The sequence below is a fragment of the Metabacillus kandeliae genome (assembly GCF_021166585.1).
GTDB lineage: Bacteria > Bacillota > Bacilli > Bacillales > Bacillaceae > Metabacillus_B > Metabacillus_B kandeliae.
Map to the genome: position 1 here is coordinate 19,732 of NZ_JAJOZE010000001.1, position 22,020 is coordinate 41,751.

Below are 22,020 nucleotides of genomic sequence, written 5' to 3' on the forward strand. Positions count from 1 at the left end.
TTTAGCAGACAGCTTGGCGGATTCCGCCAGGCTGTTTTTCGCACTATACAGGAATAAGAGGTGAAAGCAATGAATACGGTGATGCCGAATTGGCTGGCACAGCGGGCGCATCTTACACCAGATCGTCCGGGTTTAATTTTTCACGATAAAGAAATTTCATTTCTTGAGCTGCATGAAATGGCCAGGAAAAAATGCTTTCATTTACAGAAACTAGGTGTAAAAAAGGGCGATCATGTTGCAATATTGATGAAAAACAGCCTTGATATGGCTGTAACGGTTCACGCTGTTTTTTATGCAGGGGCGAAAGCCGTTATGCTGAACATCCGATTGGCAGAGGAAGAATTGGCGTGGCAGCAAAAAGACAGTGAAGCAGTGCTGTTAATTGCTGATGACGAATTAATGCCGCAAAGTGAAGCAGGCATAAGGGCAGTCCCGGCATCAGGCCTTCTATGCAAAGAAGAAGACACATCAGCTGATCAGTACATAAAGGAATTTGAGCTATCCGAAACGGCGACCATTATGTATACATCTGGGACAACCGGCAGGCCAAAGGGTGTGCAGCAGACTTACGGCAATCACTGGTGGAGTGCGGCAGGATCTGTGCTGAACCTCGGCCTTTCAAGCGAAGACAAATGGGTGTGTGCTGTACCGCTTTTTCATATAAGCGGCCTTTCAATTTTATTTAGAAGTGTGTTATACGGCATTCCAGCCATGCTGTTTGAAAGGTTTAAGCCTGAAGCCGTAAACAAAGCGATTATAGAAAAGGGTGCCACCGTTATTTCTGTTGTTTCTGCCATGCTGCGAGAGCTTCTAGAGGAGCTTGGGACAAAACCTTATCCTGCAGCTTTCCGCTGCATGCTTTTGGGAGGAGGCCCTGCTCCGGAAAAATTGCTTTTAGAGTGCAAAGAAAAGGAGATCCCTGTTTTCCAAACATTCGGGATGACAGAAACCTCCTCGCAATTCACAACACTGTCACCGGAGTACAGCATCTCTAAGCTCGGATCTGCCGGAAAGCCGCTTATGCCGAACCAGATGAAAATTATCGATCGGGATGGCAGGGAAGCCTTGCCGCATGCTCCTGGTGAAATACTTGTAAAAGGACCCAATGTGACGCCGGGCTACTGGAAAAGGGAGGATGCTTCAGCTGAAAACCTGAAGGAAGGCTGGTTTTATACAGGGGATATTGGTTTTCTTGATACAGAAGGCTTTTTGTACGTGCTGGACCGACGCAGTGATTTAATTATTTCCGGCGGAGAAAATGTTTATCCTGCTGAAATAGAATCTGTCCTTACAAGCCATCACTCTGTCAAAGAGGCAGGTGTAACAGGTGTTCCTCATGAAAAATGGGGAGAAGTACCGCACGCCTTTATCGTCCTGCGAGATTCTGCTGATAAAGAAGAACTGCTTCGTTATTGCAAAAAGCATCTGGCTTCCTATAAGGTTCCTGCCTTTATCACATTTGCTGAGGCTTTGCCGCGGAACGCATCCAGCAAACTGCTGAGAAGAACGCTGAAGGAATGGGCCAGGAGGGAGGCTGAACATGAAAATTAAGCATGCAGAGCTGTACTTTACGGAAATGAAGCTGATTGAGCCGTTTGTCTCCAGTCTGGAGAAAGTGGAGATGCGGGAAAGCATTATTGTAAAAGCAGTTACTGAAGAAGGTGTCACAGGCTGGGGAGAAGCGGTTGCCTTTTCCTCGCCATGGTACACAGAGGAAACCGTTCAGACCGTTTTTCACATGCTGAAAGATTTTCTGATTCCGCTTATAGCCGGGAAAGAATTTTCTCATCCGAAAGAGCTTGGCCCATTATTTTCAAAGCTGAAGCGAAATTATATGGCGAAGGCGGCTATAGAAGGAGCAGTATGGGACTGCTATGCAAAGGAGCATGAGAAGCCCCTTTCCGCTATGCTCGGCGGCACAAGATCAGCAATTGAAGCAGGCGTTGTCATTGGGCTCGCCCCAAGGCAGGAAATGATAAAAAAAATTGATGCGCATCTTTCTGAAGGGTATAAGCGGTTTAAGGTGAAAATTAAGCCCGGCCAGGACGTTGGCCTGATTCGGGAAATTAGAAAAGAGTTTCCCGCTCTGCCGATGATGGCTGATGCAAATTCTGCTTATACACTAGAGGACATAGATCATTTAAAGGCGCTTGATGAGTTTTCTCTGATGATGATCGAACAGCCGCTTGCGGCAGACGATATAGTGGATCACGCCATTCTTCAAAGGGAGCTTCAGACTCCCATTTGTCTCGATGAAAGCATCGTGTCGCTGGATGATGCCAGAAAAGCCATTGAGCTTGGCAGCTGCAGAGTAATCAATATTAAGCCTGGCAGGGTTGGGGGTCTGCAGGAAACAGTCAATATTCATAATTACTGCATGGAAAAGAACATTCCTGTCTGGTGCGGAGGTATGCTTGAAACAGGAGTCTCAAGAGCCCATAATATTGCCTGCGCCTCTTTGCCGAACTTTTCTATACCTGGAGATATTTCCGCTTCATCAAGGTATTGGGAGGAAGACATCATTTCACCAGAGGTCACAGTGAAAAATGGCAAAATACAAGTACCGGAACAGGCTGGGATTGGATTTCAAGTTGATATGAAAAAATTAGACAAATATACAAAGCACGTTTTTGCTTATCAAATGTAGCTTCTGGCATAGGAGCTTATTTTTTTGAGGGGAAAATGAAAAAGCCCGGACCAGCCGGGCTTTTTTGTACTTGTACTTAGATAGCTGATTTTCAAAAGTTGATTTGTCCAGCTTCAGCCGCTAGCCCCTCGAGGTCATAAGCCGGTCATCCAGAGAAAGGAAAAACCGCCTTTCTCCGGCTGTCCGTCTTATGCTTGCCGGGGCTGAACGAGCGGCTTTCGCTTTTCTATACATCTTGAGGTTCAAACGTTCTGCAGTCTGTTTCTTCTGTTTTGGAAGCTCGCTCGCCTTTATGGCTGACAACATAGATGGCATCTGCCGTACAGCGGTTGCCGCTGCCCCAATAGGTGCAGTTGTGCACCTCGCACATAATTTTCTGTTCCATTTCAATCAGCCCTCCTTTATAAGGTGGATGAGCTTTTATTTTGCTTAAAACACGTAAAAATCATTCATGAGGTGCCGGCTCAGAATCATTGCTGTCCCGATTGTCCTTCATGAACATATTCCAGAAAAAGACGAAGCCTGGAAAAAGAATAATAAACCCAACGATATAGGTGATAAACAAGGCTTTAAAAGTTTCAGGGTTTGTAAAACCGGCATCAAGTGTTACATCAGGGTAAATCATATAAGGCAAATGCGCTCTTCCGTATGCATAGCTTGCCAGCAGGTATTGGATCACAATCGCGATCATGGCGACCCTAGGCCTTCCAGTCAGTCCATCTTTTCTGCCGGAAGGAATCAGAAGGGCTGCCCCTGCAGCAAAGAACATAATAATGGATCCGATCAAAAACGGCAGATATTTCATCATATTAGAGTAGAGCCAGGGAGCCTCGCTTTTCAGCGTCAGCATGATAAAAAAGGCCATAACAACAGAGATCGGCCCTGTTATGAGCGCATCTCTCCGGTAAACCTTATACGCATCAAGATCCTTGGAGAGGTTTATGGAATAATCAGCAAGCAGCAGGGAAGAAAGAAAAAGCGTGCTGCTGATCGCAAAACCGATAAAGGCAAAAATGTCAGGACTTGTGATTAAGTTGAGAAGCTGAAGCTGATGGACGCCGTTCACAGTTTGAATGTACCCGCCATGTGTGATCGGCAGCACGCAGATCAGCAAGGCCGGAATGATGAACCCAGAGATGCCGGATACATAAGTAAGCGCCGTTTGGTATTTCTTAGCCGAATGCGAAAAAACAAGAAACCCGCTTCGGATGGCAAGGAGAATGAGAATGATGCTGCCGGGAATCAAAAGAACTGTCCCGAGAATAAAGGTCGCACCAGGGAAAAAGCTGAACAATGCTACAACGATGGCAACAATGAACACATTTGTTACTTCCCAGGTCGGTGATAAGTATTTATTGGCAATGTTTGTTGCTTTTGTTTTTTGATTTTTTGTATAAATCATGGACCAGAAGCCCGCCCCGAAATCCATTGTCGCCATAAAAGCATAGATGAAAATAAATCCCCACAGCACAGTAATGGCCAGCAATGCATTCAATGAAACGCCCATCTTTTACAGCTCCTTTCTTTTAAACATGAACGCTGTCCTGCGGCCTCTTAGTAATTTCATTTTCAAGAGGATTTCGCTTGAAGTAATAGGTCAGAACAAGGACCACAGCGGCGCCCAAAATGACATAGATACCTGTAAACAGGGCAAACAAAGTGCCGATTTGACCTGATTGCGTCACAACGTCAGCTGTTCGGAGCATGCGGTAAATCACCCATGGCTGTCTTCCTGTGCAGGCAAAAATCCAGCCGAATTCGATAGAGAGAAGGGAGAGCGGGCCTGATAAAACACAAATCCATAAAAACCATCTTGGGAACCTATCCTTTTTTAGCACTCTTCGCCAAAAGAACCCAGCAGCAGAGAGAAGAATGAGCAGGCTGCCGATTGCAACCATACCGTTAAACAGGGTGTGCACAAAGAGCGGCGGCCACTCATCCTTTGGAAAGTCATTCAAGCCTTTCACAACAGTGTCAAAGCTGTTCGCTGCCAAAAAACTTAAAGCCCACGGCACTTCAATTCCCCATTTGACTTTTTGTGTTTCTTTATCAGTGAAGCCCCCGATTGCAAGCGGTGCATGATCCTGCGTTTCGAAAAGGCCTTCTGCAGCCGCCAGCTTTTCAGGCTGGTATTCATGCAGCTTTTGTGCTGATGCATGGCCGTTCAGAGCAGTCAGGAGCGAAAAAATCCCTCCAATAATCAGCCCCATCATCAGGGCTTTGCGGTGAAACTGATAAAGTCTTTCTTTCTTTCTGTTCCGGATCATTTTAAAAGCTGCAATGGCTGAAATAACAAAAGCACCTGTCATAAAGGCTGAAACCGCAACATGTCCTGCAGAAACAGCAAAACTCGGATTGAAAAAAGCCTTCCAAGGATGAACATCCACAATTTCACCGTTTTTAACGGAAAAACCGGCAGGCGTTCCCTCAAAAGCATGAACATTTGTAATAAGAATGGCTGAAGCGGCGGCACCGAGCATAACCAAAAATACCGTAATCAGGCGCATTTTAGCTGATAGCCGATCATAAGCGTAAACGTAAATGGACATAAACAGCGCCTCAATGAAAAAAGCATAAACTTCAATTTGAAATGGAAGGGACATGACCTTGCCGATTACTTCCATAAAACCAGGCCATAGCAAAGAAAGCTGAACCGCTGCAATGGTTCCAGTCGGAATCGCCACTCCAAGCAGCACGGCCTGCGCTTTTGTCCAGCGCTTTGCCATTACGGAATAGTCCTGATCCTTTGTTCTGAGATGCATAATTTCAGCGGCAAGAATCATTAAAGGAATACCGACACCCAATGTAGCGAAAATAATATGAAATGCCATTGTTGTGCCAAATAATGACCTGGCCAGTATTAAATCTGTCATAAGGTAAGTCCCGCCTTTCTGTATGCAGTTCCAAGTGAAATGTTTTAGCACCCGCAAAAGGGGAATAATTTACACATGAGGTATGCAGTCAAATTTCTTACCTTATTATCCACTTTTTGTTAGTTATTATTCTGCCGGCAGGAATGAAACACATCTGTTTGACAAAAAGAGATAAATGCGATATTCTATAAAGCGTAATGATTACGATTTGTGAAAGGGGTTTGAAACATGAAACAAGGAATTCATCCGGATTACAAAAAAGTCGTCTACATGGACGTAAATAGCGGTGCAAAATTTTTAAGCGGTTCAACTAGAACCTCTAATGAAACGGTTGAGTGGGAAGACGGCAGCACATACCCTCTCATTAAAATGGAAGTAACTTCAGATACTCATCCGTTCTATACAGGCAGACAAAAATTCGCTGATAAAGGCGGCCGTGCAGAGCGTTTCAGAAAAAAATACAATATGAAAAGCGAAGCTGAGTAAGCAGGCATTCTATGCCTGCTTATTTTTTTAAGATGATTTTACTGGAGAAAGCGGGGGCTTGAGCAGTTCGCAGATATAAGGCCTTCATCCGCTGATATACGGCTATGAACCGCCGATATAATCATATTTCAAAGAGCAATCCAGGGGTTTTATGCTATATTTAGGCAGGATCAAATGGCAACGAGCTGCAAAGTTCCTTTCTGCTCAGTGAAAGCCATTTTTATTGAAAGGCCGGTTGCAAAAAGCGAACTGCTAAAAAAACAGCATCCCAAAGATGCTGTTTCTGCTTCTATTCAGCCAATGCTGTTTTCAATGTTTTTAAATTCTCTCTCATCAGGCTGATGTAATCCTTATTGTTTTTGACTGCTTCCAGAGGGACAGATTCCAAATTATAAAGAGTCAAAGGCTTGGCGCCGATTTCTTTTTCCACAATCTCTGAGATTTTGCTGCTGATGTTGCTTTCAAAGATCACATAGCGGATGCTGTGGGCTTTTGCTTCCTTCACAACGGATTCCAGAGTTTTTTGGGAAGGCTCTTCCATTGGCGAGAGACCCATCACGCTGATTTCATGCACGCCATAGCGGCTTTCCCAGTAGCCGTAAGCGGCATGGGATACAAGAATCTCCTTTTTAGGGGATTGTTTAATGGTCTGGGCAAAGTCCTGGTCAAGTTTCGTAAGATCGGTTTTCAGCTTTTGGAAGTTCTGCTCGAACTCTTGTTTATGCTCAGGCCTTAGACTGATCAGCGATTTTTTAATATTATCGGCTATTTGAATGGCTCGCAGCGGATCGAGCCATAAATGAGGATCGGTATCTCCGTGCGCTTCTTCCTCTTCCGCATATGGCCCTTTATGCTCGGTATCTTCATCATGGTGGTGCTCGCCTTTTAAAAGCTTAATGCCTTCTGCTGCTTTTACTATGGCTACATTTTCATGCTTCAGCGTTTCTGCTGCTTTATCACCGAATCCTTCCACACCGGCACCTGTATAGATAAAAGCGTCGCTTCCGGCCATATTCACCATCGTCTTTGCTGAAGGTTCATATGAATGGGCTTCCACATTAGGGGGAAGGACACTTTCTACTTCTACTTTATTTCCGCCAATTTTTTTGGCAAAGTCCTCTAAAGGAAAAATGGTTGTGTAAACCTTCAGCTTGCCGTCCGCATTGTGCTCCTGTTCCTTTGCAGAACAGCCTGAAAGAAGCAACAGCACCATTGCCGCAAGCAGAACAGGTTTCATTAAACTGTTCATTTGTTTCTCCTCTCCTGCAATTCCAAAACTCATTATATCGTAATTATTACGATTTGAGAATAAGAAAAAAAGATTGACATATTTTGAGTAGCGGACGTCAATCTTGCGTTTGTTTATTTGATGAAGGTTTTGGTTCAGGAACAGGATCGTAGCCGCCTGGGTGAAACGGGTGGCATTTCGCTATTCGCGCGGCTGCCAGATAGCTCCCTTTTAACGCGCCGTGTTTTCTGATTGCTTCTGCTCCATAGCTTGAACAGGTTGGGTAAAATCGGCATGTTGGGGGCTTTAGCGGGGAGATCACTTTTTGGTAAACTTTAATCAATCCGATCAAAATGGTTTTCATGTCAGCACCTGCCTTATTCAAGTTTACTTTAATGCAGGCAAAGGGAAAATGCAATGAGAAGGATTTTGGCAGGCTGGAAATGGTTATAAAGTTGATGAAATTAATCGGATTTACGTGTACAATAAAGGAAGAATGATTAAAAGGAGTGATTGTGAATGCCTTCAGTAGAAAGTTTTGAACTTGATCATACAGCAGTTGTTGCCCCATATGTCAGACATTGCGGCGTGCACAAGGTCGGTACAGATGGTGAAGTGAATAAATTTGATATCCGTTTCTGCCAGCCGAATAAACAGGCGATGAAGCCGGAAACAATTCATACACTGGAACATCTTCTTGCCTTTACAATCCGCACGTATGCAGAGAAATATGACCATTTTGATATCATTGATATTTCTCCAATGGGCTGCCAGACAGGATATTATCTGATTGTGAGCGGCAATCCGTCAGTGAAGGAGATCATCAGCCTGCTGGAAGAAACAATGAAGGATGCCGTCCAGGTAACAGAAATCCCGGCAGCCAACGAGCTTCAATGCGGCCAGGCAAAGCTTCATGATTTGGATGGAGCAAAACGCCTCATGAACTTCTGGCTTGACCAGGACAGCGCAGACTTGGAAAAAGTATTCGGATAAGAAGAAACCCCTATGGCCTTTGGCTTTAGGGTTTTTTTTATGTCAAGGCTATGTTATTGGAGCACCTGCTGATTTGAGCGGCAAGCTGCTATAAGCAACAATTCAAAATAAGCTTAAAAAAGGATTTCCCCTTGTTTATATGGAATTGATTACAAAATAGATTCAGAAGAAAAAGGGGAAATACAATGAAAAAATGGTTGGTTGCCATCGTGTTTTTGCTGCTGGCAGGCTGCGGAAACAACAATGCAGCACAGTCTTCTATGCCATTGGAACTGAAGGTTGCTCTAGAGGGACCTGTGAAGGCTGAACTGAACAAGCCTTATGTATATCAAGCAAAGGTCAGCTATGGAAAAGAGACGGTAAAAGATGCAGATGTTCAGTTTGAAATCACTTCCAATTCAGGTGTTGATGAAATGAAGCCGGCAAAGCAGTCAGCGGATGGAACTTATGAGCTTTCCTATAGTTTTCGAGCTGACAGCATGTACACGATTCAGTCGCATGTATCAGCAAAGGATCAGCACACAATGCCAAAGCTTGAAGTGATGGCGGGAAACGGCGGCATAAAGGAAAGAAACCGCAAGAAAATGGAAACCCCTAAGTAAGCAGCAAGCCCTGCATTCCTCCTGAAGATTGGGACACACTAACGGTTGGATACGTTAAATAAGGAGGATGCAAGATGGCGCAAAAGTTAACAGATGCTGTGAACAAGCAGGTAGCGAACTGGACGGTTCTTTATGTAAAACTGCATAATTACCATTGGTATGTAAAAGGCAAAGATTTTTTTACCCTGCATGCCAAATTTGAAGAATTTTATAATGAAGCGAACACCTATATTGATGAGCTTGCAGAACGGCTGCTTGCGTTAAATGGAAAGCCTGCGGCAACAATGAGGGAGTGCCTTGCGCTCGCTTCTATTGAAGAGGCAACAGGAAAGGAAACTGCGGAGAAGATGGTGCAGCAGCTGTTTGAGGATTTTTCTGCTGTTGCCGAGGAAACAAAAGAAGGCATGGACCTTGCTTCAGATTCCGGCGATGAAACAACAGGAGACATGCTGCTGTCCATTCATCAAAGCTTGGAAAAGCACATTTGGATGCTTAAGGCCTATTTAAATAAATGAAAAAGCTGGCTTTTGCCAGCTTTTTTCTATTGCGGAACAGCAGCTGCCTCCGAAGGATTAGGTTACTTTTAATAAGGGTAAAATCCATCTAGAACGTTTTAATGGCTAGACTTGGTTTGCTCTCTCATAAATGGCCAATGCTACAGCATTTCTTAAGGCTTCGCTGTCTGCTGAACGCGTCAGCTGGATGACTTCCTGATCTGTGAGCTGGCTGACGTAATCGCCTATGGCAGAGGAGAGGTCCTCTCTGCCAGCCTGTATTTTTATAGCTGCATCTTTTGTAAAGTGTTCTTTCCAATCCATATTCCAGGGTGCCTCCTTAAAAGCTTTCCTTTTCATTTTTGCCCTTGGGCAGGAGTACATGCGCGCTACTATTTGGCAAAGTGCTGCCTGTAGTATGAAAGCAGGGACTCCGATATAAACTAACAAAAAGCTATCCAAGGAGCTGGAGCGAATGGAAGAACAAAAGAAAACCTATTATATTTCAGTGGGAAACGGAGAAATATTTCAAAGTGCTGAAGCATCGCCTTGGGAATTTAAAATCTCTGCTTCCTTGGATGAAATTACAGAGCTGAGGGAGTGCTTTGACCTGCTGAATCAGTCCAGCTGGGAAGGGTTTTTCAGAGCTCATGTACCGTATTTGGAATATCATTACGACCGGCCGAATGACACTGTTGATAAGATGAATGCAAAAGTCTACCGCATGATTTATGAGCTTGGGGACGAAGAAGCTAAGGAGCATATCGTTTCACAGGAAATTTTGAAAAACATAGAAGAACAGCAGTGATTATACATCAGAATTTCATTGTGATAAGATATGGGTGGAAAAGTCCGAGAACAGAGGGATCGCAGATGTACCGTTTTAAAGATTTTTATCATAATGAAGTTCAGCTCTCTTTTGAGCACAATCCTTTTTCTGCTGAGCCAAAGCATGTTTGGGTCATCTGCAGATACAAGGGTCAATGGCTTTTAACAGAGCATGAGGACAGAGGCTATGAATTTCCGGGAGGCAAAGTAGAGGAGCTGGAAACAGCTGATGAAGCCGCAGAGCGGGAAGTTATGGAAGAAACAGGCGGTAAAATTGCCGAGCTTAAATATTTAGGACAGTACAAGGTTCTCGGCAAAGAAAAAACGATTGTCAAAAATATTTATTTTGCTGAAATCAGCCAGCTGGAAGAGAAGGATGACTATTTGGAAACAAAAGGGCCTGTCCTGTTTAAAGAGCTTCCGGCCAACATTTTTCAGAACAGAAAATTCAGCTTTATCATGAAAGATCAGGTATTAAAGCATTCTCTTCAAAAGGTTGAAACCAATTATTTAGCAAGAGATTGAAAAGGAAACATCTCGTTTTGCCTTAATAAGATGAAAAAGCTTGCCGAATTCACCGGCAAGCTTTTCATATTATCTGTATTTCACTAATTTTTTCTCTAAATATTCAACTGCTTTATACATCACTGTTGCTACAATGGCAATGACAAACAAACTGAGGAACACAAGCGTGAAGTTGAATACCTGGAACCCGTAAATAACGAGATAGCCCAGTCCCTTAGCGGAGACTAAAAATTCACCGACCATTACACCAACCCAAGAGAGGCCGACATTCACCTTTAATGCCGAAATAATGACAGGGAAAGAGGCGGGCAGGACCGCTTCTTTGAAAAGCTGTTTTTTGGAAGCGCCAAAGGTTTTAAGCACTTTGAGGTAATTGTCATCAACTTCTTTGAAGGATGTATAAATGACAATGGTCGTAATGATAATGGAAATAATGCTTCCCATAGCAATAATAGAGGTGAAACCAGGGCCGAGTGCAACGATCAGGATTGGTCCGAGCGCCACTTTCGGCATGGCATTCAAAACAACGAGATAGGGGTCCAGAATGCTTGATATTCTCGGGGACCACCATAAAACTGCTGCAAGCAGAACACCTGCCAGTGTGCCGATCAGAAAGCCCAGAATTGTTTCAAAAACGGTTATGCCCACATTGGAAAACAGCGATCCGTCTGCAGCCTTTTCAGCGAGAAGGGAAAGCACTTTAAGCGGGGAACTGAAAATGAGCGGGTCAATCCAATTCAAGCGCGATGCGGTTTCCCAGAGCAGGAAAAAGCCTGCAAATATGATGGCCTGGTATAAAAAAATGATCCGCTTTTCCTTCTTTAGAGCTTTCACATATTCCTTGTGCAGAGTTTCAGGAGTATGATCACTTTTCAAGCTGCTCAAGCTCCTTCCATATGGATTGGAAGAGCGCCTGAAATGGAGCGCTTTGGCGGGCATCGAAAGGCTTCATTGCCCTCAGCTCATCAGGGACCTTAAAGGTTTTATGCAGGCGGCCGGGCTTTGAAGCGAATAAAAAAACTCTGTCGCTCATAGCAATTGCTTCTCCAATATCATGTGTGACAAGAACAGCCGTTTTGCCGTAATCCTTCAGTGTTCGATGAACGAGGTTCTCAAGATGCAGCTTTGTCTGATAATCAAGGGCTGAAAATGGTTCATCAAGCAGGAGAATTTTTGGTTCTGTCGCAAGAGTTCTGACGAGAGCTGCGCGCTGCCTCATGCCCCCTGAAAGCTCTCTCGGGTATTTGGCTTCTACATTTGAGAGTCCCATTTCCTTTAGCATATTGATCGTCTGCTCCCGTTTTTCAGGTGTGAGCTTGTTCAGAGTCTGCAGCCCGATCAGGACATTTTCTTCAATCGTTTTCCAAGGGAATAAGTAGTCCTGCTGCAGCATGTAGCCGATGGATCCTGCTTTTTCAGCAGAAAGCGGCTGTCCGTTAATGGCTGCCTTGCCTGCTGTCGGCGCAAGCAGCCCGGACAAAATAGTCAAGAGAGTGGTTTTGCCGCATCCGCTTGGTCCGAGAAAAGAAACAAACTCTCCCTCCTCAATCTCCATGCTGATGTTTTCAATGGCTTTTGTTGCCGTGTCCTTTGACACATAGGTATGGCTGATCTCTTGGATGGTTAAAAAGGACATTTCTACAGCCTCCTTATTTAGAAGCCGCTTCCTCCGCAAAGGTCGTATTCACAAGCTCTTTATAGTCAACCCGTTTTGGCAGTTCGCCGGCTTCTGTCATGATATCCTGAAGATTGTTCCATTCTTTTTCATCAAGCACAGGATTTTCTGCAAAGGATTTCTGCTCTTTGTAGCGGTTAACAACCGTTTCAATGATAGACGGGTCCGTATCCTTAAATTGGCCCGCAATGGTGTCAGCTGTATCTTTGGCGGAGTGTTCCTTCACCCAAACCTGTGCTTTATAGATGGCTTTTGTGAATTTCTTTACCGCTTCACTGTTTTTCTTTAAGTAACTGTCTTTCGCCATAAAGCTTGTATAAGGAACAAGCCCTGATTCCTTGCCGAAGGAAGCAACAATATACCCCTTGCCTTCTTTTTCAAAAATGCTTGCTGTCGGCTCGAAAAGCTGTACATAATCACCTGTACCTGATGCGAAGGCATTCGCAATATTGGCAAAATCAATATTCTGAATCAGCTTTACGTCTTTCTTCGGATCAATGCCGTTTTTCTTCAGCACAAACTCGCCGACCATCTGCGGCATGCCGCCTTTGCGCTGACCAAGGAATGTCGTACCCTTCAGATCATCCCAGGAAAAATTTTTCACGTCTTTCCTTGAAAACAGGAATGTGCCATCTGACTGGGTGAGCTGCGCGAAGTTAATCGCAGGATCCTTTGATCCCTGGTTTTTTACGTAAATGGATGTTTCTGAACCAACCAGTGCCACATCCGTACCGTTTGTCAGCAGCGCTGTCATCGTTTTGTCGCCGCCCCATGTTGTTGTCAGCTCGACATCAAGCCCTTCTTCTTTAAAAAATCCTTTTGAAAGGGCAACATATAATGGAGCATAAAAAATCGAGTGCGTTACTTCTGCTACCCGCACTTTCTGAACGGTATTCTGAGTGCATGCAGAAAGAGGGAATACCAGCAATAGCAGCAGCGATAAGCCGGCAAGCCATTTTTTCATTCTCTTGTCCTCCTAGTGTTAGTGCAAATATATTTATCTAAGGTAAGATATGTGAAGAAGAAATTGACGGTGAAAACAAATTGAGAGGAGCCCAAGCGATGAAAAACGGAGATATTATTGAAAAAATAAAGTTCCCTTCACCAAATCCGAAAATTGACCTTTATTCTGTTACCTATTTTTCCAGCGGTTTAAAGGTGAAGGGCATGCTCGCAGAACCCAAGGCAGAAGGAGAATATGAGGGATTCCTCTATTTAAGGGGCGGAATTAAAAATGTCGGTCAGGTTCGGCCTGGTCGGCTTATTCAATTTGCCTCAGAGGGCTTTGTGGTGTTTGCCCCTCATTACAGGGGTAACCAGGGCGGCGAAGGTAATGAGGATTTCGCTGGTGATGACCGCAACGATGCACTCGGGGCCATGGAGCTTTTAAAAAATCATTCTAAGACAGCTGCTGGGAGAGTTCATGTTTTTGGCTTTTCAAGAGGGGGAGTTATGGCCCTTTTGACAGGGATTTTGGACAAGGACACATGCTCTATCGTCACATGGGGCGGTGTGTCAGATATGGTGCTGACTTATGATGAAAGGGAAGATCTCCGCAGGATGATGAAAAGAGTCATCGGGGGGACGCCGTCTAAATATCCTGACCGCTATGAGTGGAGGACCCCTCTGTATCATCTGGATGCGCTTTTGGCACCTGTTCTGATCATTCATGGGGAAAAAGACGGCAATGTGTCATTCGAGCATGCAGCAAGGCTTGATAAAAGGCTAAAAGAACTCGGAAAACACGTGGAAACCTTATATTACAAGGACTACACCCACTATTTCCCTCCAGCAGAAAACAGACGGGTTGTTCAAAAATTGACACAGTGGATGAAGAGCCGGTAAATCGCTTATATGGTAAAATAAACGTATCAATCTGAGGAGGATGCTTTCATGGGAATGCCTTTGGAATTAAATACAATGATCGTGACAAAAGGAATGGAAACAAGGCTTGAAGAGAATCTTTTTCAGCTGACAAAGGATGGATACAGACTGTACCCGCTTGATATCCCGATGGAAGTGCGGAAAACGAAAAACGGCGAGCTGATCGGCATAGGACAGATCAAGCGTGTTGAGCTTGAGCAGAATACGACGATGCTGGTTTATGAGCTTGTCAGATTGAACTCTACGAATTAAAGAAGAACCTGCGAAAGCTGCAGGTTCTTTTTTATGGTTTCAGATAGGAAGATTTTTTAGATTGAAAAATAAGAAAGCAGTCTATGATACATGCCCTCGCATCCTTTTTTTAAGAGAATAAGATATCCTATCTTTTTGAAAAGGGGATTAGAAAATGGCAGGAGTTAAAACACTGATTAACACAACACCAGCTGTGCTTCAGATCATTTTATTCACTAGAACCGGTAACTCACCGGCCAATCAGGGACAGGCCGTACAAGTTACACTGCAGCCGTTTGAAACAAAAACCGTTCAATATGGCAGCGTGCAAAATCCGTTTTTGAATGGAATTTCCGTGTTCACTATCTACCAAAACGACCTTTACAGCAAAGTTCAGTTTGTCACAGCCCGCCCAAGCGAATTGGATAATCTGCTTAACAATAATAATGTAGTCTTAATTTCCAAAGTACTGACAGACTATATTATCTCTGGTGTTAACAGCAATTTCTATCCATTCTGATTGTATTTAGGGGTTTGGATGCTTTTCCAGGCCCCTTTTCATTTTTCTTTCAGGCTATCTGCCGTTTCCTTTACACGGTTTCTTACATACCGTATGACGAGGCTTTATGAACATTAAAGGGAATTTCATATAACTTTTAAATATAGAAGAGAAGGAATGGTGACAATGAAAATCCTGCTTGCAACGTTCTGGTCTGTTCCGCATGTAGGCGGTGTCTGGCGATACATGGAACAGCTGAAGGGAAAGCTTGAGGCGCTTGGGCATGAAGTAGATTTAATGGGACCAAACGATGATGCCAAAATAATGTATGTCGTGAATGAAAACAGAACAGTCAGTACGGAAGAGCTGCTTGCGCCTGTCAAACAGTATGTAACACCTTACAGCAGTCAGTCAGTATACATTCATCCTCTTATTGATTACATGGAAATGAAGCGGTACAGCTTTGAGCTTGGAGCGGCTTATCTCGGGCTTGAAAAATATGACCTGATTCATACGCAGGATGTGATTTCAACCGCATGCATCAGCAGGGTGAAGCCTGAGGGAACTGCACATGCGGCAACTCTTCATGGTTCTGTTGCACATGAAATGCTGAAGCATATCGATGATGTTTATCCGACTCATCCCTATTCTGAAAAGGCGCGTGCTTATTTCAGGCAGCTGGAATACATTGGAGCGAATACAGCAGCTGTCACCATCACGGCAAATCAATGGCTCAAAAACATTCTGATGACTGAATTTGGCGTTCCTGACTATCAAATCAGAGTCATGCATTACGGCTATGACATTAACGGTTTCCTGCTCTCTGCTCAGGGAGATCCTGGGATAGCTGCGCCGCCTGGTAAAAAGGTCATTTTATTTGCAGGAAGACTCGTTGATTTAAAAGGGGTGCATGTGCTGATTTCAGCGCTTGCCGAAGTGAAAAAAACGAGAAGCGACTGGGTCTGCTGGATTGCGGGATCAGGGGAAGTAGAGGGTAACCTGAAGGCACAGGCAGCGGGCCTTGGCCTTCTTGGTGATATCGTATTTCTCGGAGACCGCAGTGATATTCCGAAGCTCATGGCAAAGGCTGATTTATATGTGCAGCCGAGTTTGATTGAAAATCAGCCTCTTTCAGTCGTAGAAGCGCAAATTTCAGGGCTGCCTGTCATTGTCAACAATGCAGGAGGTCTGCCTGAAATGGTGCAGCATCAGGTAACAGGCATGATTTATTCCAACAGCAATATCTATGAGCTGAGCGGCTGCCTGAATACTCTGCTCGAGAGCGATGCTTTCCGCCAGGCGCTTGGCACAAACGCGCGCAACTGGGCAATGGAGCATTGGCCGCTTGATAGAGGCGCACAGAATGTCATTCAAGTGTATTATGAAGCGCTCAGCAAGAATGGCACGATGGATTCGCTGAAAAAAGTAACCAAGATGCAGGTGAGGAGTTATTTTGAGTCAGCAGCAGGCCAAACAAGCTTAGAGCCGTTTGGAGCAGCGTACGGATCCATCTTCAGCGTTCCAGAGCCCTTTCCGCCTGTGATGGCAGCGAAAGGCACATGGGACTTGATTAAACATTCACTTCCTGCAGGCTATACGATCCCAAATCCTTCCTTGTACAGCATATAACCCTGAGAAGCGCCTTTGCCGGGCGCTTTTTTGATTTTTTAACAAACCAACTGGGACAAAAACTTAATAGTTTTGCCCATGGCAATAAGGAAGCGCGGACATATTTTAGAAAGGAGGAAGAAGCAGGCAACGTCATGACAGGAAGGGGTGGAAAGTTGAAAATTTTAACGATCGTAGGAACACGGCCTGAAATCATCCGTCTAAGCCTGATTATAAAAAAACTGGACGAATTTGCGGAAAAGCAAATTCTCGTTCATACAGGACAAAACTTTACAGATTCGCTGAGCGACATTTTCTTTCGCCAGATGAAGGTCAGACAGCCTGATTATTTTTTGCTGAAGAGCCAAAAGTCGCTCGGGGAGCAGCTCTCTGTAATGTATGGGGAGCTTGAAAAGATTCTGATAAAAGAGAAACCGGATAAAGTGCTGATACTCGGTGACACAAACAGCGGCTTGCTGGCTGTTCTCTCAGAGAGAATGGGCATTCCTGTCTTTCATATGGAAGCAGGAAACCGCTGCTTTGATCTTGAGGTGCCAGAGGAGAAAAACAGGCGTGTCATCGATGCCATATCCTCCATCAACCTGCCTTATACACCGGGAAGCAGAGAAAATCTCCTTAGAGAAGGACTACCTTCAAACAAAATTATAATGTGCGGCAATCCGATCCTAGAGGTCATTCATCATTATCAAGAGGAAATCAGCGGGAGCAGCATCCTGGAAACCATGAAATTGAATAAAGAGGACTATTTGCTTGTGACAACCCACAGAGCTGAAAACGTGGATCATCCTGCAAGGCTGCTGGAAATCATGAAAGGGCTGAATTTAACAGCAAAAGCATTTCAGAAAAGGATCATCTGCAGTGTTCATCCAAGAACAAGATCCAAACTCGAACATCTTGCACTGGAAATAGACCCGCTCATTGAGTTTCACGAACCATTCGGCTTTTTTGATTTTATTAAGCTTGAGCAAAATGCTTACTGCGTTCTCACAGACAGCGGAACCGTCCAGGAAGAATGCTGCCTGTTTCACGTACCGGCCGTAACGGTAAGGAAGACCACCGAAAGGCCGGAAACCATCCAGTGCGGAAGCAACATGCTGTCAGGACTTCATGCTGAAGCCATTTTGGACTGCGTCAAAATCATGACAGCAGGCAGCAGGGACTGGGCTTTTCCGGAAGGCTACAATCAGCTGGATGTTTCAGAAAAAGTCATAAAAATTTTGCTGGGAGGCATTACTGTTGTTAACTAATCAAACGATCCTTGTGACAGGGGGAACCGGCTCCTGGGGGTACGAACTTGTACGCCAGCTGCTGTCCTACAGTCCAAAGGAAATCCGCATTTTCTCAAGAAACGAATCCAGCCAATTCACGATGAGGCAGGAATTTGATAATAACCCAAAGCTTAAGTTTTTAATCGGCGACATTAAAGAAAAAGATTCTTTGATTGAAGCCTCTCAAGGAGTTGACTTTGTCTTCCACCTTGCGGCTCTGAAGCATGTACCTGTTTGTGAAGCACAGCCGATGGAGGCTCTGAAGACAAATGTCATCGGTACACAGAATGTCATCGATGCGGCCATTCATTGCAATGTGAATACTGTTGTCTACATTTCAACAGATAAAGCGTCAGATCCATCGAATTTTTACGGCTTTTCAAAGGCGATGGGAGAAAGGCTTATCATTCACGCCAATACACTGATGACCGACACTAAATTTGTCTGCATCAGAGGCGGAAATGTGCTTGGTACAAACGGCAGCGTGATTCATGTCTTTAAGAAGCAGATTCAGGAAAAAGGAAAAGTCGGCATAACAGATCTGCAAATGACCAGGTTCTTTTTAACGCTGAAGGAAGCGATTCAGCTTGTTTTCAAAGCCACGTTTGAAAGTCTAGGCGGAGAAATTTTTGTTATGAAAATGCCGACATGCCGTATTCTTGATTTGGCACAAGTGCTAATGGAAGAATCCAAAATTGAAAACATTCAAATCGAAGTGCTTGGCGTACGCCCAGGTGAAAAAATTCACGAGCTTCTGCTTTCAAAATACGAAGCCGGTAACTCTGTTGTCTATGATGATGAATACTTTGTCATCCTTCCGACCATTCCGATTGAAGGATTGAAGGAGCATTATGCTGACTATGAGTCTGTTGTTCTCGAAAACTACGATTCCAGCACAGGGCTGATGAGCAAGGAAGAAATTAGAGAAATGCTGCTGAAAGGCGGTTTCATTTAAATGAAATGCCTCATTCTTGGCGGCCATGGGATGGCAGGGCATGTCATGGTATCCTATTTCAAGCAAAAATCCGGCTGCCAGGTATTTTACACATCTAGAGACAGTCATGATAAGAACAGCATTTTCCTGGATGCATCAGACATGACTGAGGTAAAGAAGCTGGTCAGCCAGCTGAAGCCTGACGTTATGATTAACTGCATCGGCATTTTGAATCAGCAGGCAGCTGAAAACCCAAAAGAGGCAATCCTCGCAAATAGTCTTCTTCCGCATGTTCTTGCGGAAGAAGCTGATAAGTATAAGGGGAAATTGATTCATATCAGCACAGATTGTGTGTTTGAAGGAAAGAAGGGTGATTACACGGAAGAAGACCCTGCAGACGGCACCTCCTCCTACGCTCAGTCTAAACGGCTTGGGGAAGTCGTTTCAGACCGGCATCTGACGATCAGAACATCTATTATCGGCCCCGAAATGAAAGAAAACGGCATTGGTCTCTTTTTATGGTTTATGAAGCAGACCGGCAGGATTAAAGGCTATGAAAGAGTTTTTTGGAATGGCGTCACAACGCTTGAGCTTGCCAAAGCAGCTGAAAGTCTGCTTGAGCAAAATGTATCAGGCCTCCTGCATTTAGGATCGCAGCAGAAGATTTCAAAGCATAAACTGCTGCTGCTCATTCAGGAGATTTTCGAAAAAGACGATGTTGAAATTGTTCCTGACGGAAAATTCGTTCAGGACAGGACAATCCGGAGTATCCGCAATGATTTTATATACGAAGTGCCTTCGTACAGAACGATGCTGGTAGAAATGAAAGAATGGATGAAGGCAGAATGAAGGGGAAAGGAAAGCTGCTGATCACAGGTGCAGGCGGTTTCACCGGAAGGCATGCGTGTACAGAATTGCTGCTCGCAGGATACGAGGTAACAGCAGCTGTCAGGAAGCCCTTAAAAGGGCTTAATAAAGGAATCTCCATTATTAAATGCGAGCTAACCGATAAAGAGCAGGTATTCCAAGCGGTAAAAAGCCTGAAGCCTGATTATGTTCTTCACTTGGCAGGCCAGAATCATGCCGGAAATTCCTGGAGTGATCCTCTTGCTTCAATTGAAGCGAACACGATGGCTACAGCTTTTCTGATTGAAGCTGTCCGCTTGTTCAGCCCTGATTGCCGCATGGTCATTGCCGGCTCTGCGCTTGAATTTGATCCTGCAGATTTTTCCTCTCTCACCAGTCCCTACAGTCTCAGCAAAACAATGCAGGTGCTGACTGCCAGGTCCTTTGGAGCCCTCTATCAAATGGATATTATTATAGTTCGTCCTTCAAACCTGATTGGACCGGGAGTTTCCTCAGGTGTCTGTTCCATTTTTGCCAAAAGGATCGCAGAAATGGAACAAGGAAAAGCAGAAAGAGTGCTGAAGGTGCAAAACCTGCAGGCAAAGCGTGCATTCCTCGATGTAAGAGATGCTGTCAGCGCCTATCATGTTTGTTTATCAGCCGGTAGATCCGGTGAGGTATATGACGTGACTTCTGAGGAATGGACCTCATTAGGAAAAATAATCACGTTATTGAAAAAGCATACTGCCGTTGAATTCGAAGTGGAAGCAGATGTCAGCCATGCCATAGAAGCCGAACCCCCTCCTTCTGCTGCTAAGCTGAAGGAGCTTGGCTGGAAGCCTGCCATTACTTTGGAAACGTCGCTGAAGGAAATTCTTCAATATAGCCGGAAAAACCCCTAAAGAAAAAGAATCCCAAAATATGGGATTCTTTTTCTTTTATCTCAGCTGTTTAAGAAAGTATGTTAAACGAGAATGGCGATGTTTGAGCACCTGTTGATTGGAGTGGCAGGCGGGAGACTCCTGCGGGAGCAGCGGGACAGGTGAGACCCCGCAGGCGCTAAGGCGCCGAGGAGGCTCACCGCCCGCCCCGCGGAAAGCGGACGCCTGGAACGGAAATCAACAGCCAAATTTAAGCAGATTTTTTAAAGGGGGAGTTAAACCCCAAGAGACTGCAGCATGGCAGCAAAATTTGAGGCATACAGCTCAGGGCTGAAGTTTGTTTTGACATGCTGCAGGGCTCCGTTTCGAATGCTTTCTCTAAGAACACTGTTATCCATTAAATCCTTCGCCTCTTCCAAAGCATTTTGAATATTGCCGAGCTGATAATATTTGCCTGTCTGATTATGAATAACAGAGCTTCTTACTCCATCAGAATCCGTTGTTAAAACAGGACAGCGGCAGGTCATCGCTTCAAGCACTGCATAAGGAGCGCCTTCCACTTTAGAGGTGGAGCAAAGAAATCCGCCGGAGTCTCCGATTTCTGAAAAAAAGTTTTTCATGTTTTCATTAGGGATATTTTGGTGAATGGTCAGGCTGCCCTGCAGGCCAAGCGCCTGAATCTGCTGCTGAAATTGGGCTCTTTCTTCAGCCGTGGAAAGAGTCGGATCCTCAAACATATACAGTTTAATATTCGGGTTATGAAGAGTAATCAAATAGTGGCCGATCAAAAGAAATTCCCGCCAGTTCTTATTGTCTTCAATTCTGCCTGTCCATCCAATTATTGGATTTTGATTTTTCGGAAGCGGTGCATAAGCAAACGCTGCGGTATCAAAGCAGTTATTGTAGCTGAACTTCGGAGTTGACGGGTAAAGCTCCTGGAAAATCTGCTCAATGTGAGGCGTCCTCGGGTTTAATAACCCATTTCCATACCCTGTTACATAAGGAACTGCTTTTGTCATTTCTGTTCTTGCTGTCTCTTTTGGACCGTAGCCTTGAATTTCCAAGATCATTTTTCCGGTATATCCTAAATTTCGAAATCGCTGCAATGCCAGGTAATCAGAGGTGATCACAACAGCACTGTAATTTCCGGTAGACAGAATGCCGCTGATCTCGTGATCCTCATTTGTGATATAGACAGGAGCACCGTGATCATTGACCAAATCCCGTTCTTTTTTGTAATAAAGAAAATGGGCGTTCATGTTCGCTTTTTTCAAGGCAGAGCTTCTCTGGCGGTTTAGCGTTTCAACGCCTCCGCTCGGCACGTAAAACACAAACAATATATTCATTGCTTCCTCCTTGAAAGGCAGTCTTTAGCCGGACTTCCGTACTCTTTTATTCTATGCAACCTTTTTTTCCTATGACTCACTTTATGAAGAAGCAGGAAATTAACGAACCTAAAGCGCACAGTACGGCATATGATGCTAATGGAAAAATACC

At 44.5% G+C, this 22,020-nt stretch carries 26 protein-coding genes; 16 read left to right on the top strand and 10 right to left on the bottom strand.

From position 1 onward, the window contains the following. The first annotated feature begins 69 nt into the window (after window positions 1-69). Both LRR81_RS00120 and menC read left to right on the top strand, forming a co-directional pair. Entirely contained in the window at window positions 70-1,551 is a 1,482-nt protein-coding gene (locus LRR81_RS00120; protein WP_231787270.1) for an o-succinylbenzoate--CoA ligase, read from the top strand. Next, complete coding sequence (gene menC, locus LRR81_RS00125; protein WP_231787271.1) at window positions 1,541-2,647, top strand: o-succinylbenzoate synthase; 1,107 nt, start codon at window positions 1,541-1,543, stop codon at window positions 2,645-2,647. Before LRR81_RS00120 ends, menC begins: the two co-directional genes overlap by 11 nt. 226 nt (window positions 2,648-2,873) lie before the next feature. Here menC and LRR81_RS00130 read toward each other — a convergent pair whose 3' ends face one another. The 3 genes from LRR81_RS00130 to LRR81_RS00140 are packed head-to-tail and all read right to left on the bottom strand — an operon-like array spanning window position 2,874 to window position 5,520. Beyond that, window positions 2,874-3,032 (bottom strand): DUF1540 domain-containing protein, encoded by a 159-nt coding sequence (locus tag LRR81_RS00130; RefSeq protein WP_231787272.1) that lies wholly within the window; start codon window positions 3,030-3,032, stop codon window positions 2,874-2,876. 60 nt (window positions 3,033-3,092) lie between these two features. After that, window positions 3,093-4,154, bottom strand: coding sequence for a cytochrome d ubiquinol oxidase subunit II (locus LRR81_RS00135; protein ID WP_231787273.1), 1,062 nt, complete (start codon window positions 4,152-4,154; stop codon window positions 3,093-3,095). Window positions 4,155-4,173: 19 nt separating this feature from the next. Next, on the bottom strand, window positions 4,174-5,520 hold the full coding sequence (locus tag LRR81_RS00140; RefSeq protein WP_231787274.1) for a cytochrome ubiquinol oxidase subunit I: 1,347 nt from the start codon (window positions 5,518-5,520) through the stop codon (window positions 4,174-4,176). A 228-nt stretch (window positions 5,521-5,748) separates the two neighbouring features. On the opposite strand from LRR81_RS00140, the gene LRR81_RS00145 reads away from it, so the two are divergent. Next, the gene (locus tag LRR81_RS00145) at window positions 5,749-6,006 is read left to right on the top strand and encodes a type B 50S ribosomal protein L31 (protein ID WP_231787275.1); all 258 of its coding nucleotides are present in this window, start codon (window positions 5,749-5,751) and stop codon (window positions 6,004-6,006) included. A 289-nt stretch (window positions 6,007-6,295) separates the two neighbouring features. Here LRR81_RS00145 and LRR81_RS00150 read toward each other — a convergent pair whose 3' ends face one another. Further along, window positions 6,296-7,255, bottom strand: a complete 960-nt coding sequence (locus tag LRR81_RS00150) for a metal ABC transporter solute-binding protein, Zn/Mn family (protein ID WP_408631569.1) — start codon at window positions 7,253-7,255, stop codon at window positions 6,296-6,298. A gap of 97 nt (window positions 7,256-7,352) precedes the next feature. Beyond that, window positions 7,353-7,598 carry a membrane protein insertion efficiency factor YidD gene (gene yidD, locus LRR81_RS00155; protein WP_231787276.1) on the bottom strand — a complete coding sequence of 82 codons (246 nt, stop codon included), beginning with the start codon at window positions 7,596-7,598 and terminating at the stop codon, window positions 7,353-7,355. 155 nt (window positions 7,599-7,753) lie between these two features. Between yidD and LRR81_RS00160 the strand changes: the two genes are divergently transcribed. The 3 genes from LRR81_RS00160 to LRR81_RS00170 all read left to right on the top strand — a co-directional run bounded on the left by LRR81_RS00160 (window position 7,754) and on the right by LRR81_RS00170 (window position 9,344). Beyond that, window positions 7,754-8,227: an S-ribosylhomocysteine lyase gene (locus tag LRR81_RS00160; protein WP_231787277.1), complete on the top strand. Its 474-nt coding sequence runs from the start codon at window positions 7,754-7,756 to the stop codon at window positions 8,225-8,227. A 185-nt stretch (window positions 8,228-8,412) separates the two neighbouring features. Continuing rightward, window positions 8,413-8,829, top strand: a complete 417-nt coding sequence (locus LRR81_RS00165; protein ID WP_231787278.1) for a FixH family protein — start codon at window positions 8,413-8,415, stop codon at window positions 8,827-8,829. Window positions 8,830-8,903: 74 nt separating this feature from the next. Further along, a complete protein-coding gene (locus LRR81_RS00170; RefSeq protein ID WP_231787279.1) occupies window positions 8,904-9,344 on the top strand; it encodes a Dps family protein in 441 nt (146 codons plus the stop codon). 105 nt (window positions 9,345-9,449) lie between these two features. Here LRR81_RS00170 and LRR81_RS00175 read toward each other — a convergent pair whose 3' ends face one another. After that, window positions 9,450-9,647, bottom strand: coding sequence for a hypothetical protein (locus tag LRR81_RS00175; protein ID WP_231787280.1), 198 nt, complete (start codon window positions 9,645-9,647; stop codon window positions 9,450-9,452). A 151-nt stretch (window positions 9,648-9,798) separates the two neighbouring features. On the opposite strand from LRR81_RS00175, the gene LRR81_RS00180 reads away from it, so the two are divergent. Both LRR81_RS00180 and ytkD read left to right on the top strand, forming a co-directional pair. After that, on the top strand, window positions 9,799-10,131 hold the full coding sequence (locus tag LRR81_RS00180; protein ID WP_231787281.1) for a hydrolase: 333 nt from the start codon (window positions 9,799-9,801) through the stop codon (window positions 10,129-10,131). Window positions 10,132-10,196: 65 nt separating this feature from the next. Beyond that, the gene (gene ytkD, locus LRR81_RS00185; RefSeq protein ID WP_231787282.1) at window positions 10,197-10,676 is read left to right on the top strand and encodes an RNA deprotection pyrophosphohydrolase; all 480 of its coding nucleotides are present in this window, start codon (window positions 10,197-10,199) and stop codon (window positions 10,674-10,676) included. A gap of 69 nt (window positions 10,677-10,745) precedes the next feature. Here the strand turns inward: ytkD and LRR81_RS00190 are convergent, their stop codons facing one another. From LRR81_RS00190 to LRR81_RS00200, 3 genes are read right to left on the bottom strand one after another with little or no spacing between them, the layout of a single operon-like run. Continuing rightward, entirely contained in the window at window positions 10,746-11,552 is an 807-nt protein-coding gene (locus tag LRR81_RS00190) for an ABC transporter permease (RefSeq protein ID WP_231787283.1), read from the bottom strand. Continuing rightward, entirely contained in the window at window positions 11,542-12,312 is a 771-nt protein-coding gene (locus LRR81_RS00195) for an ABC transporter ATP-binding protein (protein ID WP_231787284.1), read from the bottom strand. The genes LRR81_RS00190 and LRR81_RS00195 overlap by 11 nt, the downstream gene beginning before the upstream one ends. Window positions 12,313-12,325: 13 nt before the next feature. Further along, a complete protein-coding gene (locus LRR81_RS00200; RefSeq protein ID WP_231787285.1) occupies window positions 12,326-13,315 on the bottom strand; it encodes an ABC transporter substrate-binding protein in 990 nt (329 codons plus the stop codon). 98 nt (window positions 13,316-13,413) lie between these two features. Here LRR81_RS00200 and LRR81_RS00205 point away from each other — a divergent pair, with 98 nt between their 5' ends. The 8 genes from LRR81_RS00205 to LRR81_RS00240 all read left to right on the top strand — a co-directional run bounded on the left by LRR81_RS00205 (window position 13,414) and on the right by LRR81_RS00240 (window position 20,544). Continuing rightward, window positions 13,414-14,196 carry an alpha/beta hydrolase family protein gene (locus tag LRR81_RS00205; RefSeq protein ID WP_231787286.1) on the top strand — a complete coding sequence of 261 codons (783 nt, stop codon included), beginning with the start codon at window positions 13,414-13,416 and terminating at the stop codon, window positions 14,194-14,196. A gap of 48 nt (window positions 14,197-14,244) precedes the next feature. Continuing rightward, on the top strand, window positions 14,245-14,487 hold the full coding sequence (locus tag LRR81_RS00210) for a DUF2584 domain-containing protein (RefSeq protein ID WP_231787287.1): 243 nt from the start codon (window positions 14,245-14,247) through the stop codon (window positions 14,485-14,487). A 154-nt stretch (window positions 14,488-14,641) separates the two neighbouring features. Next, entirely contained in the window at window positions 14,642-14,986 is a 345-nt protein-coding gene (locus LRR81_RS00215; RefSeq protein ID WP_231787288.1) for a hypothetical protein, read from the top strand. 156 nt (window positions 14,987-15,142) lie between these two features. Next, window positions 15,143-16,594 (top strand): glycosyltransferase family 4 protein, encoded by a 1,452-nt coding sequence (locus LRR81_RS00220; protein ID WP_231787289.1) that lies wholly within the window; start codon window positions 15,143-15,145, stop codon window positions 16,592-16,594. Window positions 16,595-16,749: 155 nt separating this feature from the next. Further along, complete coding sequence (gene wecB / locus LRR81_RS00225; protein WP_231787290.1) at window positions 16,750-17,841, top strand: non-hydrolyzing UDP-N-acetylglucosamine 2-epimerase; 1,092 nt, start codon at window positions 16,750-16,752, stop codon at window positions 17,839-17,841. Continuing rightward, window positions 17,831-18,817, top strand: a complete 987-nt coding sequence (locus LRR81_RS00230; RefSeq protein ID WP_231787291.1) for a polysaccharide biosynthesis protein — start codon at window positions 17,831-17,833, stop codon at window positions 18,815-18,817. The genes wecB and LRR81_RS00230 overlap by 11 nt, the downstream gene beginning before the upstream one ends. Further along, window positions 18,818-19,645 carry a dTDP-4-dehydrorhamnose reductase family protein gene (locus LRR81_RS00235; protein WP_231787292.1) on the top strand — a complete coding sequence of 276 codons (828 nt, stop codon included), beginning with the start codon at window positions 18,818-18,820 and terminating at the stop codon, window positions 19,643-19,645. Beyond that, window positions 19,642-20,544, top strand: coding sequence for an NAD-dependent epimerase/dehydratase family protein (locus LRR81_RS00240; RefSeq protein WP_231787293.1), 903 nt, complete (start codon window positions 19,642-19,644; stop codon window positions 20,542-20,544). Before LRR81_RS00235 ends, LRR81_RS00240 begins: the two co-directional genes overlap by 4 nt. 254 nt (window positions 20,545-20,798) lie before the next feature. Here LRR81_RS00240 and LRR81_RS00245 read toward each other — a convergent pair whose 3' ends face one another. Beyond that, window positions 20,799-21,869: a glycosyltransferase family 4 protein gene (locus tag LRR81_RS00245; protein WP_231787294.1), complete on the bottom strand. Its 1,071-nt coding sequence runs from the start codon at window positions 21,867-21,869 to the stop codon at window positions 20,799-20,801. Window positions 21,870-22,020: the final 151 nt, after the last annotated feature.

Coding starts and splice junctions, on each gene's coding strand:
- LRR81_RS00120 (WP_231787270.1), top strand. CDS start 70: ATGAATACGGTGATGCCGAATTGGCTGGCACAGCGGGCGCATCTTACA.
- menC (WP_231787271.1), top strand. CDS start 1,541: ATGAAAATTAAGCATGCAGAGCTGTACTTTACGGAAATGAAGCTGATT.
- LRR81_RS00130 (WP_231787272.1), bottom strand. CDS start 3,032: ATGGAACAGAAAATTATGTGCGAGGTGCACAACTGCACCTATTGGGGC.
- LRR81_RS00135 (WP_231787273.1), bottom strand. CDS start 4,154: ATGGGCGTTTCATTGAATGCATTGCTGGCCATTACTGTGCTGTGGGGA.
- LRR81_RS00140 (WP_231787274.1), bottom strand. CDS start 5,520: ATGACAGATTTAATACTGGCCAGGTCATTATTTGGCACAACAATGGCA.
- LRR81_RS00145 (WP_231787275.1), top strand. CDS start 5,749: ATGAAACAAGGAATTCATCCGGATTACAAAAAAGTCGTCTACATGGAC.
- LRR81_RS00150 (WP_408631569.1), bottom strand. CDS start 7,255: ATGAACAGTTTAATGAAACCTGTTCTGCTTGCGGCAATGGTGCTGTTG.
- yidD (WP_231787276.1), bottom strand. CDS start 7,598: ATGAAAACCATTTTGATCGGATTGATTAAAGTTTACCAAAAAGTGATC.
- LRR81_RS00160 (WP_231787277.1), top strand. CDS start 7,754: ATGCCTTCAGTAGAAAGTTTTGAACTTGATCATACAGCAGTTGTTGCC.
- LRR81_RS00165 (WP_231787278.1), top strand. CDS start 8,413: ATGAAAAAATGGTTGGTTGCCATCGTGTTTTTGCTGCTGGCAGGCTGC.
- LRR81_RS00170 (WP_231787279.1), top strand. CDS start 8,904: ATGGCGCAAAAGTTAACAGATGCTGTGAACAAGCAGGTAGCGAACTGG.
- LRR81_RS00175 (WP_231787280.1), bottom strand. CDS start 9,647: ATGGATTGGAAAGAACACTTTACAAAAGATGCAGCTATAAAAATACAG.
- LRR81_RS00180 (WP_231787281.1), top strand. CDS start 9,799: ATGGAAGAACAAAAGAAAACCTATTATATTTCAGTGGGAAACGGAGAA.
- ytkD (WP_231787282.1), top strand. CDS start 10,197: ATGTACCGTTTTAAAGATTTTTATCATAATGAAGTTCAGCTCTCTTTT.
- LRR81_RS00195 (WP_231787284.1), bottom strand. CDS start 12,312: ATGTCCTTTTTAACCATCCAAGAGATCAGCCATACCTATGTGTCAAAG.
- LRR81_RS00200 (WP_231787285.1), bottom strand. CDS start 13,315: ATGAAAAAATGGCTTGCCGGCTTATCGCTGCTGCTATTGCTGGTATTC.
- LRR81_RS00205 (WP_231787286.1), top strand. CDS start 13,414: ATGAAAAACGGAGATATTATTGAAAAAATAAAGTTCCCTTCACCAAAT.
- LRR81_RS00210 (WP_231787287.1), top strand. CDS start 14,245: ATGGGAATGCCTTTGGAATTAAATACAATGATCGTGACAAAAGGAATG.
- LRR81_RS00215 (WP_231787288.1), top strand. CDS start 14,642: ATGGCAGGAGTTAAAACACTGATTAACACAACACCAGCTGTGCTTCAG.
- LRR81_RS00220 (WP_231787289.1), top strand. CDS start 15,143: ATGGTGACAATGAAAATCCTGCTTGCAACGTTCTGGTCTGTTCCGCAT.
- LRR81_RS00235 (WP_231787292.1), top strand. CDS start 18,818: ATGAAATGCCTCATTCTTGGCGGCCATGGGATGGCAGGGCATGTCATG.
- LRR81_RS00240 (WP_231787293.1), top strand. CDS start 19,642: ATGAAGGGGAAAGGAAAGCTGCTGATCACAGGTGCAGGCGGTTTCACC.
- LRR81_RS00245 (WP_231787294.1), bottom strand. CDS start 21,869: ATGAATATATTGTTTGTGTTTTACGTGCCGAGCGGAGGCGTTGAAACG.